Annotated in this window: 16 protein-coding genes and 1 tRNA gene; 10 read left to right on the plus strand and 7 right to left on the minus strand. The window is 58.0% G+C overall.

The annotated features are described in order from the left end of the window. Positions 1–771, minus strand: coding sequence for a tRNA (cytosine(32)/uridine(32)-2'-O)-methyltransferase TrmJ (trmJ, locus tag P3G59_RS23530; protein ID WP_277759169.1), 771 nt, complete (start codon positions 769–771; stop codon positions 1–3). 145 nt (positions 772–916) lie between these two features. On the opposite strand from trmJ, the gene suhB reads away from it, so the two are divergent. Next, positions 917–1,735: an inositol-phosphate phosphatase gene (gene suhB, locus P3G59_RS23535; protein WP_016984379.1), complete on the plus strand. Its 819-nt coding sequence runs from the start codon at positions 917–919 to the stop codon at positions 1,733–1,735. 223 nt (positions 1,736–1,958) lie between these two features. On the opposite strand, the gene P3G59_RS23540 is transcribed toward suhB, so the two are convergent. The 6 genes from P3G59_RS23540 to queA form a co-directional block, all read right to left on the minus strand. Then, a complete protein-coding gene (locus P3G59_RS23540; protein ID WP_007956693.1) occupies positions 1,959–2,507 on the minus strand; it encodes a glycine zipper 2TM domain-containing protein in 549 nt (182 codons plus the stop codon). A gap of 121 nt (positions 2,508–2,628) precedes the next feature. Continuing rightward, positions 2,629–3,543: a protein translocase subunit SecF gene (gene secF, locus P3G59_RS23545; protein WP_277759170.1), complete on the minus strand. Its 915-nt coding sequence runs from the start codon at positions 3,541–3,543 to the stop codon at positions 2,629–2,631. A gap of 9 nt (positions 3,544–3,552) precedes the next feature. After that, positions 3,553–5,421 carry a protein translocase subunit SecD gene (gene secD, locus P3G59_RS23550; RefSeq protein WP_277759171.1) on the minus strand — a complete coding sequence of 623 codons (1,869 nt, stop codon included), beginning with the start codon at positions 5,419–5,421 and terminating at the stop codon, positions 3,553–3,555. A 64-nt stretch (positions 5,422–5,485) separates the two neighbouring features. Further along, positions 5,486–5,824 (minus strand): preprotein translocase subunit YajC, encoded by a 339-nt coding sequence (gene yajC / locus P3G59_RS23555; protein ID WP_007916913.1) that lies wholly within the window; start codon positions 5,822–5,824, stop codon positions 5,486–5,488. Between the two features lie 43 nt (positions 5,825–5,867). Then, positions 5,868–6,983, minus strand: coding sequence for a tRNA guanosine(34) transglycosylase Tgt (gene tgt, locus P3G59_RS23560; protein WP_277759172.1), 1,116 nt, complete (start codon positions 6,981–6,983; stop codon positions 5,868–5,870). Between the two features lie 14 nt (positions 6,984–6,997). After that, positions 6,998–8,062, minus strand: coding sequence for a tRNA preQ1(34) S-adenosylmethionine ribosyltransferase-isomerase QueA (queA, locus tag P3G59_RS23565; protein ID WP_277759173.1), 1,065 nt, complete (start codon positions 8,060–8,062; stop codon positions 6,998–7,000). Positions 8,063–8,169: 107 nt separating this feature from the next. Here queA and P3G59_RS23570 point away from each other — a divergent pair. The 9 genes from P3G59_RS23570 (at position 8,170) to P3G59_RS23610 (ending at position 16,042) form a co-directional block, all read left to right on the plus strand. Then, positions 8,170–8,254: transfer RNA gene (locus P3G59_RS23570), tRNA-Leu, on the plus strand. Positions 8,255–8,418: 164 nt separating this feature from the next. Further along, entirely contained in the window at positions 8,419–9,660 is a 1,242-nt protein-coding gene (locus P3G59_RS23575; RefSeq protein ID WP_277759174.1) for a tyrosine-type recombinase/integrase, read from the plus strand. 537 nt (positions 9,661–10,197) lie between these two features. Beyond that, positions 10,198–10,449 carry a helix-turn-helix domain-containing protein gene (locus P3G59_RS23580; protein ID WP_277759175.1) on the plus strand — a complete coding sequence of 84 codons (252 nt, stop codon included), beginning with the start codon at positions 10,198–10,200 and terminating at the stop codon, positions 10,447–10,449. Positions 10,450–10,565: 116 nt separating this feature from the next. Further along, positions 10,566–10,799 carry an AlpA family phage regulatory protein gene (locus P3G59_RS23585; RefSeq protein ID WP_277762197.1) on the plus strand — a complete coding sequence of 78 codons (234 nt, stop codon included), beginning with the start codon at positions 10,566–10,568 and terminating at the stop codon, positions 10,797–10,799. Further along, a complete protein-coding gene (locus P3G59_RS23590) occupies positions 10,796–11,101 on the plus strand; it encodes a hypothetical protein (RefSeq protein ID WP_277759176.1) in 306 nt (101 codons plus the stop codon). Before P3G59_RS23585 ends, P3G59_RS23590 begins: the two co-directional genes overlap by 4 nt. 531 nt (positions 11,102–11,632) lie before the next feature. Then, positions 11,633–11,917, plus strand: coding sequence for a hypothetical protein (locus P3G59_RS23595; protein ID WP_038362940.1), 285 nt, complete (start codon positions 11,633–11,635; stop codon positions 11,915–11,917). Then, complete coding sequence (locus P3G59_RS23600; RefSeq protein ID WP_186647613.1) at positions 11,914–12,186, plus strand: DUF3077 domain-containing protein; 273 nt, start codon at positions 11,914–11,916, stop codon at positions 12,184–12,186. The genes P3G59_RS23595 and P3G59_RS23600 overlap by 4 nt, the downstream gene beginning before the upstream one ends. Further along, positions 12,183–15,089, plus strand: a complete 2,907-nt coding sequence (locus P3G59_RS23605; RefSeq protein ID WP_277759177.1) for a DUF927 domain-containing protein — start codon at positions 12,183–12,185, stop codon at positions 15,087–15,089. The genes P3G59_RS23600 and P3G59_RS23605 overlap by 4 nt, the downstream gene beginning before the upstream one ends. 89 nt (positions 15,090–15,178) lie before the next feature. Next, positions 15,179–16,042: a hypothetical protein gene (locus P3G59_RS23610; protein WP_277759178.1), complete on the plus strand. Its 864-nt coding sequence runs from the start codon at positions 15,179–15,181 to the stop codon at positions 16,040–16,042. Positions 16,043–16,085 lie beyond the last annotated feature (43 nt).

The following is a 16,085-nucleotide window of genomic DNA, read 5'->3' on the forward strand; positions in this document are numbered from 1 at the left end:
TTAGTCCTTCCGCTTAAGAAGCTCACCACGGGCCGCCTTCTGGGTTTCCGTGAGGATGCCACGCAAAATATTCATTTCCGCCCGGCTCACCGAGCTGCGTCCGTACAACCGGCGCAGGCGCGCCATCAAGTGCCGTGGTTTTTCCGGATCGAGGAATTCGATGGCGACCAGCGTCTGCTCCAGATGCTCATAGAATCGCTCCAGCTCATCCATGGTCGCCAGCTCGGCACTTTTCACCGAAGCCACTTCTTCTTTCTCGACCTTGCTCGGCTGACCTTGGGCGGCCAGCCAGGCCATGCGCACTTCGTAGCTCAACACCTGCACCGCCGCGCCGAGGTTCAGCGAGCTGAACTCAGGGTCGGAGGGGATGTGCACGTGAAAGTGACATCGCTGCAGCTCGTCATTGGTCAGGCCGGAATCTTCACGACCGAACACCAGCGCAATCTCGGCGCCCTGCCCGGCTTCCTCGACCACTTTGGTGCCGCATTCGCGCGGATCCAGCAGCGGCCAGGGAATGCGGCGATCACGGGCGCTGGTGCCGAGCACCAGGTTGCAGCCGACCAAGGCATCTTCCAGGGTGGCAACGACCTGTGCGTTTTCAAGGATGTCACCGGCACCGGAGGCGCGAGCATCGGCCTCGTGATGCGGAAACAGGCGCGGCTCGACCAGCACCAATCGCGACAGCCCCATGTTTTTCATGGCGCGCGCGGCCCCGCCGATGTTGCCGGGGTGGCTGGTATTGACCAGGACGACACGAATGTTCTGCAGCAAGGGAGGCGCTCTCGGACACAGGAAAGGGGTGCAAATCTTACAGAACAGCCTACCGTTAAGCTATGAAAGCGAACAGCGTCCTTCACCTGAAGAAAAGTTCTGATAGAATGCGCGGCTTTCTTTAACAACCTTAGGTGACACATCCATGCAGCCCATGCTGAATATCGCGCTGCGCGCCGCCCGCAGCGCCAGTGAACTGATCTTCCGCTCCATCGAGCGCCTGGATACCATCAAGGTCGACGAAAAAGACGCCAAGGATTATGTATCCGAGGTGGATCGCGCCGCTGAACAGAAAATCATCGACGCGCTGCGCAAGGCTTACCCGAACCACTCGATCCGCGGTGAAGAGACTGGCCTGCACGCCGGTACCGGCATCGAAGGCGAAGAGTACCTGTGGATCATCGATCCACTGGACGGCACCACTAACTTCCTGCGCGGCATTCCTCACTTCGCTGTCAGCATCGCCTGCAAATACCGTGGTCGCCTGGAACACGCAGTGGTTCTGGACCCGGTTCGCCAGGAAGAATTCACCGCCAGCCGTGGTCGCGGCGCTCAACTGAACGGTCGTCGCCTGCGCGTCAGCGGTCGCACCAGCCTCGACGGCGCCCTGCTGGGTACCGGCTTCCCGTTCCGTGACGATCAGATGGACAACCTCGACAACTACCTGGGCATGTTCCGCGCCCTGGTTGGCCAGACTGCCGGCATCCGCCGCGCTGGCTCTGCGAGCCTGGACCTGGCGTATGTTGCTGCCGGTCGTTTCGATGCATTCTGGGAGTCGGGCCTGTCCGAGTGGGACATGGCTGCAGGCGCCCTGCTGATTCAAGAAGCCGGCGGCCTGGTGAGCGACTTCACCGGCGGTCACGACTTCCTGGAAAAAGGCCACATCGTTGCCGGCAACACCAAATGCTTCAAGGCAGTACTGACGGCGATCCAGCCGCACCTGCCGGCTTCGCTGAAGCGCTAAGCTTCCCGCGAAACGAAAAAGCACCCTTCGGGGTGCTTTTTTTATGCCTGGAATTTTACAAAACCTCCCTGTAGGAGCTGCCGAAGGCTGCGATCTTTTGATCTTGCTTTCAAAGGCCAAAGTCAAAAGATCGCAGCCTTCGGCAGCTCCTACATTGGAATCGGTTTTTTTGCGGGCACAAAAAAGCACCCCGCAGGGTGCTTCTTGTTAAAACAGTCGGTACTTACTGACCCGGCTCATTCTGCGACAGGATCAGCTTGCCTTCCTTGTCGACCGGAATCTGGTTGCCCGGATCGCGATCCATGCGGACCTTGCCTTCCTTGCCATCGAGCGAGTAACGCACGTCGTAGCCGACGACCTTGTCACTGATGTCATTGACCGTGTTGCAGCGGGTTTGCGTGGTGGTGTAGGTGTCACGCTCTTGCATGCCTTCCTGCACCTTGTTGCCCGCATAACCGCCACCGACCGCACCGGCTACCGTGGCAATCTTCTTGCCGGTGCCGCCGCCAATCTGATTACCCAGCAAACCACCTGCCAGTGCACCGACCACCGTACCGGCGATCTGATGCTGATCTTTTACCGGAGCCTGACGAGTCACTGTCACGTCCTTGCACACTTCACGTGGAGTCTTGATCTGTGTTTTGACCGGTTCAACGGCCAACACTTGCGCATACTCAGGGCCGCTTTTAACCAGGCTGTAGGTGGCAACAGCACCCCCGGCAGTCACACCGACAGCACCCAATACCGCACCAACCAGCAACGACTTGTTCACATGAACCTCCTGACCATCACATGCGGGACGCGCCCGCGCTTCTCCCAGCCTTGGAGCATAAAAAAAGGCGCGAGTTCAACTCGCGCCTTTCTTGGGCTGACAGCCGGGAAAACGATGGCCGCTATGGACGGTCGTCGACTTCCTTCTCGGTGTTGGCCGGAGGAATCAGATCCTCGGTGCTCAGGTTCAGCCAGATCAGCACCACGTTGGCGATGTAGATCGACGAGTAGGTACCCGCCAGAACACCGATAAACAGCGCAATGGAGAAGCCGAACAGGTTGTCGCCACCGAAGAACAGCAGAGCCGCGATCGCCAACAGGGTGGAGATCGACGTCGCCATGGTGCGCAGCAGGGTCTGGGTGGTCGAGATGTTGATGTTCTCGATCAGCGAAGCCTTGCGCAACACACGGAAGTTCTCACGAACCCGGTCGAATACCACGATGGTGTCGTTCAGCGAGTAACCGATGATCGCCAGTACCGCCGCCAGCACCGTCAGATCGAAAGTGATCTGGAAGAACGACAGGATACCGACCGTCACGATAACGTCGTGAATCAGCGAAACGATGGCGCCGACCGCGAACTTCCACTGAAAGCGGAAAGCCAGGTAGATCAGGATGCCGCCGAGCGCCAGCAGCATGCCGAGGCCGCCCTGGTCGCGCAGTTCTTCACCGACCTGCGGGCCAACGAACTCGACACGCTTGACCGTTGCCGGGTTGTCGCCGCCGAGTTTCTGCAGCGCTTCCGCGACCTGATGACCCAGCTGCGGGTCTTCACCCGGCATGCGCACCAGCAGATCGGTGGTTGCACCAAAGCTCTGCACGATGGCTTCGTGGTAACCCGAAGTCACCAGCTCCTCACGTACCTTGGTGACATCGGCCGGACGCTCGTAGGTCAGCTCGATGAGCGTACCGCCGGTGAAGTCCAGGCCCCAGTTCATGCCCTTGTGGAAGACGCTGAACAAGGCCAGCACCGTGAGGAAAACCGTGACGCCGAACGCAACGTTGCGAACGCCCATGAAGTTGATTGTACGTAACATGGCAGCCCCTTAAATCCACAACTTCTTGAAGTCACGCCCGCCAAAGATCAGGTTGACCATTGCGCGGGTCACCATGATGGCCGTGAACATCGAGGTAAAGATCCCGAGGGACATGGTCACTGCGAAACCTTTGACCGGGCCGGTGCCCATGGCAAAGAGAATCCCGCCGACCAACAAGGTAGTCAGGTTGGCGTCGAGAATCGCGGTGAATGCCCGGCCGAAGCCTTCGTTGATTGCACGCTGCACGGTCATGCCGGCGGCGATCTCTTCACGGATCCGCGAGAAGATCAGCACGTTGGCGTCGACCGCCATACCCATGGTCAGCACGATACCGGCGATACCCGGCAGGGTCAGCGTTGCACCCAGCAGCGACATCAAGGCCAGCAGCAGCACCATGTTCACCGCCAGTGCGACGGTGGCGATGAGGCCGAAGAAGCGGTAGATGGCGATGATGAACAGCGACACGAACAGCATGCCCCACAGCGACGCGTCGATACCTTTGGTGATGTTGTCAGCACCCAGGCTCGGGCCGATTGTGCGCTCTTCGGCGAAGTACATCGGCGCCGCCAGACCACCGGCACGCAGCAGCAGCGCCAGTTCGGACGATTCGCCCTGACCGTTCAGGCCAGTGATGCGGAACTGAGCACCCAGTGGCGACTGAATGGTCGCCAGGCTGATGATCTTCTTCTCTTCCTTGAACGTCTGCACCGCAACGTCTTTCTCGACGCCATCGACCACTTGTTTGGTGTAAGTGGTGATCGGACGCTGCTCGATGAAGATCACCGCCATGCTGCGACCAACGTTCGAACGGGTCGCACGGCTCATCAGTTCGCCACCGTGACCATCCAGACGAATGTTCACTTCAGGCGTGCCGTGCTCGCCGAAACCGGCCTTGGCATCGGTAACCTGGTCACCGGTGATGATCAGACCACGTTCGATCTGTGCTGGCGGACGCTTGCCTTCACGGAACTCGAAAGTTTCGGAAGTGGCTTTCGAAGCGCCCGGCTCTGCAGCCAGACGGAACTCAAGGTTGGCCGTCTTGCCGAGGATACGCTTGGCTTCGGCAGTGTCCTGCACGCCCGGCAGCTCAACCACGATGCGGTTGGCGCCCTGACGCTGAACGATCGGTTCGGCAACACCCAGCTCGTTGACGCGGTTACGTACCGTGGTCAAGTTCTGCTTGATGGAGTATTCACGGATTTCCGCCAGCTTGGCCGGGGTCATCGCCAGACGTAGCACCGGTTGACCGTTGAGGTCGGCCGGAACAATGTCGAAATCGTTGAAGTTCTTGCGGATCAGTGCACGGGCCTGTTCGCGGGAATCTTCATCGCTGAAGCCCAACTGAATGGCACCGCCCAGTTGCGGCAGGCTGCGATAGCGCAGCTTCTCTTTGCGCAGCAGGCTCTTGACGTCGCCTTCGTAAACTTTCAGGCGTGCATCGAGGGCTTTGTCCATGTCCACTTCGAGCAGGAAGTGCACACCACCGGACAAGTCCAGACCCAGCTTCATCGGGTGCGCACCCAGATTGCGCAGCCATTGCGGGGTGGTCTGTGCCAGGTTCAGCGCGACGACGTAGTCATCACCCAACGCCTTGCGCACAACGTCTTTGGCCGGCAGCTGGTCTTCAGCCTTGCTCAGACGGATCAGACCGCCCTTGCCGTTGGCCGCCAGCGTGGCTGCCTTGACGTTGATCCCGGACTCTTTCAGCGCGGTGCTTACGCGATCCAGATCGGCCTGATTGACCTGCAGGGCCGTGCTGGCGCCGCTGATCTGAATGGCCGGGTCATCGGGGTATAGATTCGGAGCGGAATAAATCAGACCGATCGCCAGCACCGCCAGGATCAGAATGTATTTCCACAGAGGATATTTGTTCAGCATCACGCCGCCCGTTATGAACGCGGGGCGCCTTGCGCGCCCCGTCGATTGAGTAGAAGTTGTTGCTTCAGATCGCTTTCAGCGTGCCTTTTGGCAGCGTGGCGGCGATGGCGCCTTTCTGGAACTTCATTTCCACGGTGTCGGAAACTTCCAGAACCACGAAGTCATCGGCCACTTTGGTGATCTTGCCGGCGATGCCGCCAGTGGTCACGACTTCGTCACCTTTCTGCAGGCTGCTCAGCAGGTTCTTCTGCTCTTTGGCGCGCTTGGCCTGTGGACGCCAGATCATCAGGTAGAAGATGACCAGGAAGCCGACCAGGAAAATCCACTCGAAGCCGCCGCCCATTGGGCCGGCAGCAGCCGGTGCAGCCGCGTCAGCCATGGCGTTAGAGATAAAAAAGCTCATTTAGCACTCCAGTTGCAAATGTTGAATCTTGGGGTCAGAAAACTCAGTCCAAAGGCGGAACGGGGAGCCCGCGTTTGGCGTAGAAGGCATCGACAAAGGCGGCCAATGTACCCTGTTGAATAGCCTCGCGCAAACCAGCCATCAGCACCTGATAATGGCGCAAGTTATGGATGGTATTGAGCATGCTTCCCAGCATTTCGCCGCACTTGTCCAGGTGATGCAGATAAGCGCGGGAGAAGTTCTGGCAGGTATAGCAATCGCAGGTCGGATCCAGCGGCGATTCATCATGGCGATGGAACGCGTTACGGATCTTCAGCACGCCTGTATCAATGAACAGATGCCCATTGCGGGCATTACGGGTTGGCATCACGCAATCGAACATGTCCACACCGCGGCGCACACCCTCAACCAGATCTTCCGGTTTGCCAACGCCCATAAGGTAACGAGGTTTGTCAGCCGGCAACATGCCCGGCAGATAATCCAGCACTTTGATCATCTCGTGCTTCGGCTCGCCCACCGACAGACCGCCAATGGCCAGGCCATCGAAGCCGATCTTGTCGAGGCCTTCGAGCGAGCGCATGCGCAGATTCTGGTGCATGCCGCCCTGCACGATGCCGAACAACGCTGCGGTGTTGTCACCGTGAGCATTTTTCGAACGCTGAGCCCAGCGCAGCGACAATTCCATCGACACGCGCGCGACGTCTTCGTCAGCCGGGTACGGCGTGCATTCGTCGAAAATCATCACGATGTCGGAGCCGAGGTCGCGCTGCACCTGCATCGACTCTTCAGGCCCCATGAACACCTTGGCGCCGTCGACCGGAGAGGCGAAGGTCACGCCCTCCTCCTTGATCTTGCGCATCGCGCCGAGGCTGAACACCTGGAAACCACCGGAGTCAGTGAGGATCGGGCCTTTCCACTGCATGAAATCGTGCAGGTCGCCGTGTTCCTTGATCACTTGGGTGCCAGGACGCAGCCACAGGTGAAAGGTGTTGCCCAGAATGATTTCTGCGCCCGTGGCGACGATGTCACGCGGCAACATGCCCTTGACCGTGCCGTAGGTGCCCACCGGCATGAACGCCGGGGTCTCGACGGTGCCACGCGGGAAGGTCAGACGACCACGACGGGCCTTGCCATCGGTGGCAAGGAGCTCAAAGGACATTCGACATTCGCGACTCATTCTGTTTCCTCTGGGCCGGTTTCTTTAGGGGCAGTCGGTGCGGGATTGCGGGTGATGAACATGGCATCACCGTAGCTGAAAAAGCGGTAACCGTTGTCGACGGCAGCCTTGTAGGCCGCCATGGTTTCGGGATAACCGGCAAACGCCGAAACCAGCATCAACAGCGTGGATTCCGGCAAATGGAAGTTGGTCACCAGGGCGTCGACCACATGGAACGGCCGGCCCGGGTAGATAAAGATATCGGTGTCGCCACTGAACGGCTTGAGCACGCCATCGCGCGCGGCACTCTCCAACGAACGCACGCTGGTGGTGCCGACCGCAATCACTCGGCCACCGCGCGCACGGCACGCTGCGACCGCATCGACCACGTCCTGGCCGACTTCCAGCCACTCGGTGTGCATGTGGTGATCTTCAAGCTTCTCGACGCGCACCGGCTGGAACGTCCCCGCACCCACGTGCAAGGTGACGAAAGTGGTCTCGACGCCCTTGGCCGCAATCGCTTCCATCAGCGACTGATCGAAATGCAGCCCCGCCGTCGGCGCCGCCACCGCGCCGAGTTTCTCGGCGTATACGGTCTGATAACGCTCGCGATCCGAGCCTTCATCCGGGCGGTCTATATAAGGAGGCAACGGCATGTGCCCGACGCGATCGAGCAGCGGCAACACCTCTTCCGCGAAGCCCAGCTCGAACAACGCATCGTGACGCGCGAGCATTTCGGCTTCGCCACCACCGTCGATAAGGATCTTCGAACCTGGCTTCGGCGACTTGCTGGAACGCACATGCGCCAGCACGCGGTGCGTATCGAGCACCCGCTCAACGAGGATTTCCAGCTTGCCGCCCGAGGCTTTCTGCCCGAACAGCCGCGCCGGAATCACCCGGGTATTGTTGAACACCATCAAATCGCCCGGGCGCAAATGCTCGAGCAAATCAGTGAATTGACGGTGTGCGAGGGCGCCGCTCGGCCCGTCAAGGGTCAGCAGGCGACTACCGCGACGCTCGGCCAAAGGGTGGCGGGCGATCAGCGAATCAGGGAGCTCGAAAGTAAAGTCAGCAACGCGCATGATGGGGTTCGTCTAGCAGGGCCCGAAAGTCTAGCGGAAATATCGAAAATTCTCTATGTACCTGATTGACCGACGGTAATCTCATCTCTATACTTCGCCGCCATTGAGCCCTGATGGCGGAATTGGTAGACGCGGCGGATTCAAAATCCGTTTTCGAAAGGAGTGGGAGTTCGAGTCTCCCTCGGGGCACCACATAGCAGTATCTGAGAGTCTCTACCAGTCTCTCAGACCCAAAGAAACCGGCCACTTGGCCGGTTTTTTTGTGCCTAGCTGTTTACCCCTGTCTCCCTCTATCCGTTGTATCCCTGTATCCCTCCTTGTATCCTGAGAAAATTACCTAACTTTGGGATACAAGGATGAAGCGCGCAGACATCAAGCGCCGCCCTCTCGCTGACACGACACTCGCGGGACTGGAGCCGGAATCAAAGGAATACCGCGAGCTGGACGGAAACGGCCTCTACTTCAGGGTAAAACCTGATGGCGGGAAGTCCTGGCAACTTCGCTACAAACGACCGGCGGGCAACTGGGCATGGATGGGGCTCGGGGGTTACCCTGAAGTAAGTGGAGCGCTGGCACGAGACAAAGCTGCTGATTTGCGTAAAGTAGTGAGCAGCGGTGCAGATCCCCTTGAACAGAAGCGCTCTGCTAAGGCTGCGGTTGATTTAGCCAAGACACGCACTTTTCGTGCAGCTGCCGATGCTTGGCTCAAGGCTAAGGAGGAGAAGGGGCTAGCGCCCTCCACCCTCAACAAAATACGTACATATCTCGATAAAGACATTCTTCCTGCGCTCGGCGACAAGCCACTGGACGAAATTACTCGTACCGATTGCGCAGAACTTCAAGCATCCATCGAAGCAAGAGACGCTCACAACGTTGCGGAAAAATGCCGCACCTGGATCAATCAGATTTTTGGTCGAGCCATTGGCCTAGGCCTGACTGAGAACGATCCCGGAAGCCGTCTTCGAGACATTGCCGCCCAAGCACCGAAAACTCAGCAGCACCCTCACCTACTGGAGCATGAGCTAGGCGACTTTTTAATCGCTCTCAAGAACACGCCAAGCAGGCTGACGGCTCGAACTGCAGCGTGGCTCTGCCTTTGGACAGCGTCTAGGCCGGGTATGGTTCGCTTAGCCGAATGGAAAGAGTTCGATCTTCACAAAGCTATTTGGACAACACCTGCCGCGAAAATGAAAATGCGCAGGGATTTCGTATGTCCGTTACCTAAGCAAGCGATATCAGCTCTGAAAGAGCTTCACAGCCTCACTGGGCGCAGCCGATGGTTATTCCCTGGAGTCGGCGCGAAGAATCCAACAATTAGTGAAAACACTATCAACAAAGTGTTCGCAACGGTCGGCTACAAAGGGAGGCTTGTGGGTCACGGCACACGCCACACTGCCAGCACACTGCTCAGGGAGCACGGTTGGCCAAAGGAGCACGTCGAAGCTCAACTCGCTCATAAGGAAGAGGGCATTTCAGGAATTTACAATAAAGCTCAATACTTCGAGCATCGGGTAAAGATGATGCAGTGGTACGCGGATTACCTAGATCAGTTGGCAGCAGGAAATGTCATTCACGGACATTTCGGCGAAGCGGTCTGAGCGCACACTCTCAACCCCTTCAAAAAATCCATGTAACGCGTGTAACTCGTGTAACAACATCGACCAAACGCCCGAATTCATTGGGCCTCCCAGTGGTTACACGTTTGAACGGGATCGCGTACACCCGGTGTAACGATGACTAAGCGTGTAACGCCGGATAGCACCACTTCACTGATGGCCACGTATGGCTGGGACTTGAATGTCTCTCGCTGGAAACGACAGAAAGCATGGGGCGGGGGGCTGAATTTCGGAAATTGAGAAACTGCAGAGAGAAAGTCAAAAACTCGGTAATAAAGTACCAGTTGTGTAAAACATTGTGAAAAACGAGTTTTCCTTTTCATTTTTTCCACTGTATAGAAAACCAGTGGGACATGGTGGGACGGCCCGGCAAAAAATGAAAACTTTGTCGCGAACGTGCTGACTTTACTGTCTACTAAACGGAACACTGCTTCGAAGTAGACGGAAAATAAAGCTTTCAAAAAACAATTATTAGTTTACATAGCTGGGGCCTGTAAGAACTACGACAGGTAACCCGCTATGACGACCCATAACACTGCAGCCCCATGTGCAACCATCCAGCCTGCTACAGAGCTTCTCACTACTGATCAGGTAGCGAACGCTCTAGGCTTGTCCAGCCGAACCCTCGCTGCATGGCGCAGCTCACGTACTCATTCACTCCCCTACGTCAAAACCGGGTCACGGGTGCGTTATCGCTCCGGGGACGTCGCGGCTTGGCTTGAAACCCGGGTTTGCTCCACCGGTGCCAATGCGGGAGGACGAACCGAGTGACCGCTTCCAACCCAGTCAAGAAAATTAAAGAGCTCTCTGCATCCGCCACTTCGATCACTGACCGACGTGACAGCGCCAACTCGTCGCAATCACAAGTCAATGCTTCTGATTGGGATCTGTGCCGGTACGACCCCGCTGCCACGTTGATCCGTATCAACCAAGTCATGGCCCTCACAGGCATCGGCCGCGCAACCGTTTACAAGCTTATGAACCAGTCCGAAAGCGGATTCCCGCAGGCAGTGAAACTCACCAATAGCAACGCACGCGGCGCGCCGGTGGCGTGGGTTTTGGCCGAAATCTTGAATTGGAATCGTGCACGAATTGCGGCCCGTAACGAGGTGGCCGCATGAAACTCAAGATCGCCAGCAAAGCATTGATGCATCCGTTTTCGGTGTTGCGCCGAATCGGTTTCTCATCCCAAACCATGCAGCGTTTTGAACGCTTTCGCAGCCGAGAAGAAAAAAAGGGGCGTGTGGTCAGCATCCTCAAATGGGCCGACGGCACCTGGTGCATTCTCTCTCTCCACTGCGAAAAATTTGGATTTGTGGTCGTCGATGAAGGCCAGCAGATCGACGCCTACGAAGACGCCAAATCCTTGATCGACGGCGACTTCCTGCCCCTGCTCTCCCTGCGCTGGGAAGCTCACGCCTGAAACGAAAACGCCCCCGGGGGCGATCCGGAGGCGTTGAGGTCAATCTACATGCCCGAACAATTTATGCCGCACCAGAACAAACCGCAAGCCACCAGCGCAGTTGCACTTTCGAAAAACGGACGTTACTCTCTGGCCGTCGCTGCAAATTCAGCGACCGACCTTGGCGGGTCGAACGATTTCAGGCGCAACAGCGCCATATACTCAATTGCAGGCGCTTTTTTTGTGCCCGCGATTACGCGTTATGGCGAGTTGCGCAGGAGCACCTTCGGGTGCGCCGGGTTCCTGAATCACCGGTCCGCCAATCTTGCGCAATTCGCCACCCATTCCTGCTTGGCGGCAGGCTGTGGTGGCTCCTCTGATTCGGGAGCTACATCTAATGATCACCATCGATCCGTCCAAAATTCGCGCCGCTGCACACCGTGCAATGGCTCTCGCCGCTTTACACGCCAACTCCAGCCTCGCTACACGCCTCTCCCGTTACAACGCTCACATGGCCAAAGCCCGCGCACTCGAAAACGCAGGCGGTGCCCAATGAATAACGCCCTGAGCTTCTCTCTGCCTGAAGACCTGCTTTGCGTGAATCCGACCGCAGAAGCCGGTGTGCCCATCGACGCTATTACCTGCGCGATTGACCGTGCCGATTCAGTGCTGACATTGCTTGAGGATCACTTCGAAAATGAATCCTCGCGCCTCGCCAATCACGTTATCGCAGCCGTACTTTGGGATGTACGCGGCACCCTCGGCCTGATCAAAACACTGGCCATGCACGGCGATAACACCTCGACGCCTGCCATGCAGAAAGGCGGTGCGCTATGACCGCTTCCACCACGCTCGGCCACGCCACTTTTACTCGCGTGAACGCCACCGATTTAAAGTTATTTCGAGTCAATGCCGGTGTCCCGGTCGAGGATGCACTGGAGATGGTTTCTCTACTCCAGCATCACGCTAACCAGCTCAACTTCGACGCCGCCATGAGCGACAGCGGTGAGCGTTTCAGTTGGCCTGCCCTGTACCTTGGCGAGATGGCCAAAGCGCTGATCGATGACATCAACGACGCTTTGTTTCTGCCGAGGGCTGACACATGAGCCAGCGCCCGAATATCACCACAAAACGTCCAAGCTTTGCCGACGTGAAAGCCGCTGCGCTAAAAGACATTGATCGTGTCCTGTCGCATTGGCTACCCAACGGCAAGCGTGTAGACGGCGGCAAGGAATATACCGCTCCGAATCCAACCCGCAGCGACAAGCGTGCCGGTTCGCTGAAGATCAATTTGAGCAAGGGCACCTGGGCCGACTTTGCCACCGGAGACAAAGGCGGCGATCTCATCGATCTTGTGCGCTATTTGGACGGCGGCACTGACGTCGAGGCTTGCAACAAGCTGGCCGACTTATTGAACGTTGCGCCCGGTGCTGCCCAGACGAAAGCTGCACCGAGCAAGCCCAAAACAACGACGTGGAACGCTATTCAGCCGATCCCGACCGAGGCCATGAACAAGTGCCCAGCCAAACATCGCAATCATGGTGTGCCGTCCAAGGTTTGGGTCTATCGCGACGCAAAGGGTCAGCCTCTCATGGCTCTCTACCGCTTCGACCTCGGCCCCGATGAAGATGGCAAGCCGAAGAAGGTCTTCGCGCCACTGACGTGGTGTCAGCGCGTCGATGGCCAATCCACACAATGGCGCTGGCAGGGTCTGCCAGATCCGCGTCCTTTGCTTCGCCTTGATGAACTGACCCAGCGCAGTGACGCACCGGTGGTTCTGTGCGAAGGCGAGAAAGCTGCCGATGCCGCCGCAGAACTGCTGCCCAACCACGTGGCCACCTGCTGGCCGAACGGCTCCAATTCTTGGCACAAAGCCGACCTGACAACTCTCAAAGGTCGGGACGTGTTGTTGTGGCCGGACAACGACGACAGCGGCAAAGGCTGCATGGAAATCGTTGCCGAGAAGCTGCGCGAAATCGGCGCTGCCTCGGTCCGCCCCATCGCACTGGACGTGTTCAAACGCAAGCCGATGCGAAAGAACGAACGTGCCGCTTTTGCCAAAGGTGGGCAGTGGAACGAAGGCGACGATGCTGCCGATGCAATCGCCAAAGGCTGGACTGCTGCCCACTTCGTCGAGCTGGAAAGCAGCGGTGAACTGTTCGCTGTGATCGAGGAAAAAGCGGTTGTTGCACACCTTGAACCAGACCCCGAACAGAGGCCTAAAGCAGCGCCCAAGCGCCCGACCAAATCGAAAAACGATCTAATGCCGGGAGGCTTTCGCCTGACGTCCGAAGGCGTGTTCTATGCCGGTGACGATGGCGAGGCGCGTCCGGTGTGTTCGCCTCTGGCGATCCTCGCCCGGACGCGTGATGACAAGGGGCAGAACTGGGGTCTGCTGGTCGAGTTCGACGATCCAGACGGCACCAAAAAACGCTGGAACATCCCGGCGCGCACCATGACTGGCGACTTCGGCAAGGACGTGCTTGGGCCGCTGGTAGACATGGGGCTACGCCTCGCCGGTAGCCGCTCAGGACGCAACGCACGCAATGACTTGCAGAGTTATCTCGGCGGATTTGACAGCGCGGAACGGGCACGACTGGTAACCCGCTTGGGGTGGCACGACAACGCCTTTCTATTGCCCGAGCAGCAGGTTGGCACGCACAGCGAACATCTGCATTTCTATGATGCCGGTGCCCAGCTTCCACCGATCAGCGAAGCGGGCACGCTCGAACAATGGCAACAGCAGATAGGCGCATTGTGCGTTGGCAATCATCGCCTAGCGTTTGTCGTCGGGGTGGCGTTCGCGGGTCCGCTGCTACACATGCTCGGCCATGAGTCGGGCGGCTTCCACCTGTACGGCGACAGCTCCGGCGGCAAGACCACTCACCTGCAAGTTGCCACCTCGATCTATGGCGGACCTCGTCTGGTGCGTTCATGGCGCTCGACTGACAATGCGCTGGAGTCCATCGCTGCCGCGCATTCTGATGGACTCCTGGTACTGGATGAAATCGGCATGTGCGATCCACGCATCATTGGCGAAACGGTCTACATGCTCGGCAACGGCACCGGGAAGGCTCGTGCCAATGACCGAGGCCAAGCAGGCCGACAGGTACAAGAGTGGCGTCTACTGTTCCTCTCCACAGGCGAGAAGACCTTGGCCCAGCACATGGCCGAAGCCAACAAGGAACTGAAAGCGGGCATGGAGGTGCGCATGCTCGCCGTTCCGGCCGATGCCAGCAAAGGCCTCGGCATGTTCGACACGCTCAACGGTTTCGAGGATGCGGCAGCGCTCTCCGATGCGCTCAAAGCCCGCGTAGCGAAATACTACGGTACCCCGCTCACTGCATTTCTGACGGCGCTGTGCGAACCCGGCAAACGCCACGGCTGGGCGGCGATCCTGCGCCGCACGCTGGAAGGCTTTATTGCTAAATCGCTTCCTGCATCCGCGAGTGGGCAGGCGCACCGTGCCGCCGCTCGTTTCGGTCTCGCGGCAGCCGCGGGCGAGCTGGCCACCGCGATGGGTATCACCGGCTGGCCGGACGGGACCGCCACCACAGCCGCTCGCGTGTGCCTGAGTGCTTGGTTAAACGAACGTGGCGGCGCCGGTAATTTCGAGGGCGATGCGATATCAGCGAGGCTGCGACAGTTCATCGAGCGCTTCGGCGAAAGCCGCTTCACCCGCTGGGAATCGACTGCAGCCAAGATCGACGAACACGGCCCGCGCACGATCGACCGCCTCGGCTTTCGCAAGACGCTGGAGCACGGTATGGGCGACACCCTGCACACCACGAATACCTACTACGTGCTGACGGAAGCTTGGCGCTCAGAAATTTTCCGGGGCATGAACCTTACCGCAGTAAACAAGGAGCTCTTGCAACGCGGTGTGCTAGAGCCGAGCAGCGACGGCAAGGCATCAAGTCTGGTGCGATTGCCCGGCTTAGGCCAACAGCGCTGCTACATCGTGAAGGCAATTCCGGGAACGGATGACAGCGAGGCTCGGGCTGCCTGAGGGCATCTCAGCTGATCGAGGTAACGCCGGCTCACTCCCGGCCTCGCCAGCCAAATCAATGTAATCAAAACTCATCAAGGACCATGAACATGAAAATGAATGAATTGAAACAGCAACGAGCCGCTCTGGTCGCTGAGCACGAAACCATCGAAAACAGTCTCTCCGCACTGGAAGCCGCTTGGCACAATGCGCCAAATAACTACAGCCCTGTTGGTAACATGATAGGAAGTCCTGAGAGGCGTGAAGCTATGGATCGACTCTCATCTGCCAAAGCCCGCTTACGAGCCATTCCATCCGAGATCGAGCGTATCGATAAAAAGATCGCCTACTTAGAACAGATGGAACAGGTTGACGAAATCAAATCGCAGTCGATCCAAACCATGTCCGTAGCTGCTGCTGAGGTCGAAGCGCTGGAACGCACACAGTCGCACTTGAATGAGCGTCTTCTGACGATTCAGACGGATGCGGAGCAATCCCTGGAAAAAGCGCAGCAAGCAGAAAGAGACGCTGCAAGCCTGTATGCCAGAAGTCTTGCGAGTGGCGATAGCGAAGGCGAAAAAGCTGCCAACGGCGAAATTCAGAAGGCAGCCAAGCAACTCGCCACCACAGATGAGCACGTTAGAAGACAGGAGCTCATCCTCGTGGCTTTACAGGCGGAACTTGACTCCCTAGAAACTCAAATCTCAAACGCGAAGCAGCGAGCAGACGACGCCAAAAATGCGGCCCTGAGCGCAGTAGGGCTTACGTTAGACGAAGAGTGGAATGCCGCCACGAATCACTTAGTAGCTATTGGTGCACGGATACTTGCCGTGGACTACCAACAAGGGAACTCGGGATACGGTTTCTCCAAGCTAGATGTACCTCGATTCGGTCCTTTTCATTCGGATATTCGTCGTGAGGAGCTTGCCGCTGCTGCCCGAAATATCACATTAGAGGAACTGTTGGCAGCTTGAACCCGAAATAGCCCGCCGACGCGGGCTGTTTAGAAACCCTCGG

Origin of the sequence: Pseudomonas sp. A34-9 (assembly GCF_029543085.1) — a bacterium.
Classification (GTDB): Bacteria; Pseudomonadota; Gammaproteobacteria; order Pseudomonadales; family Pseudomonadaceae; genus Aquipseudomonas.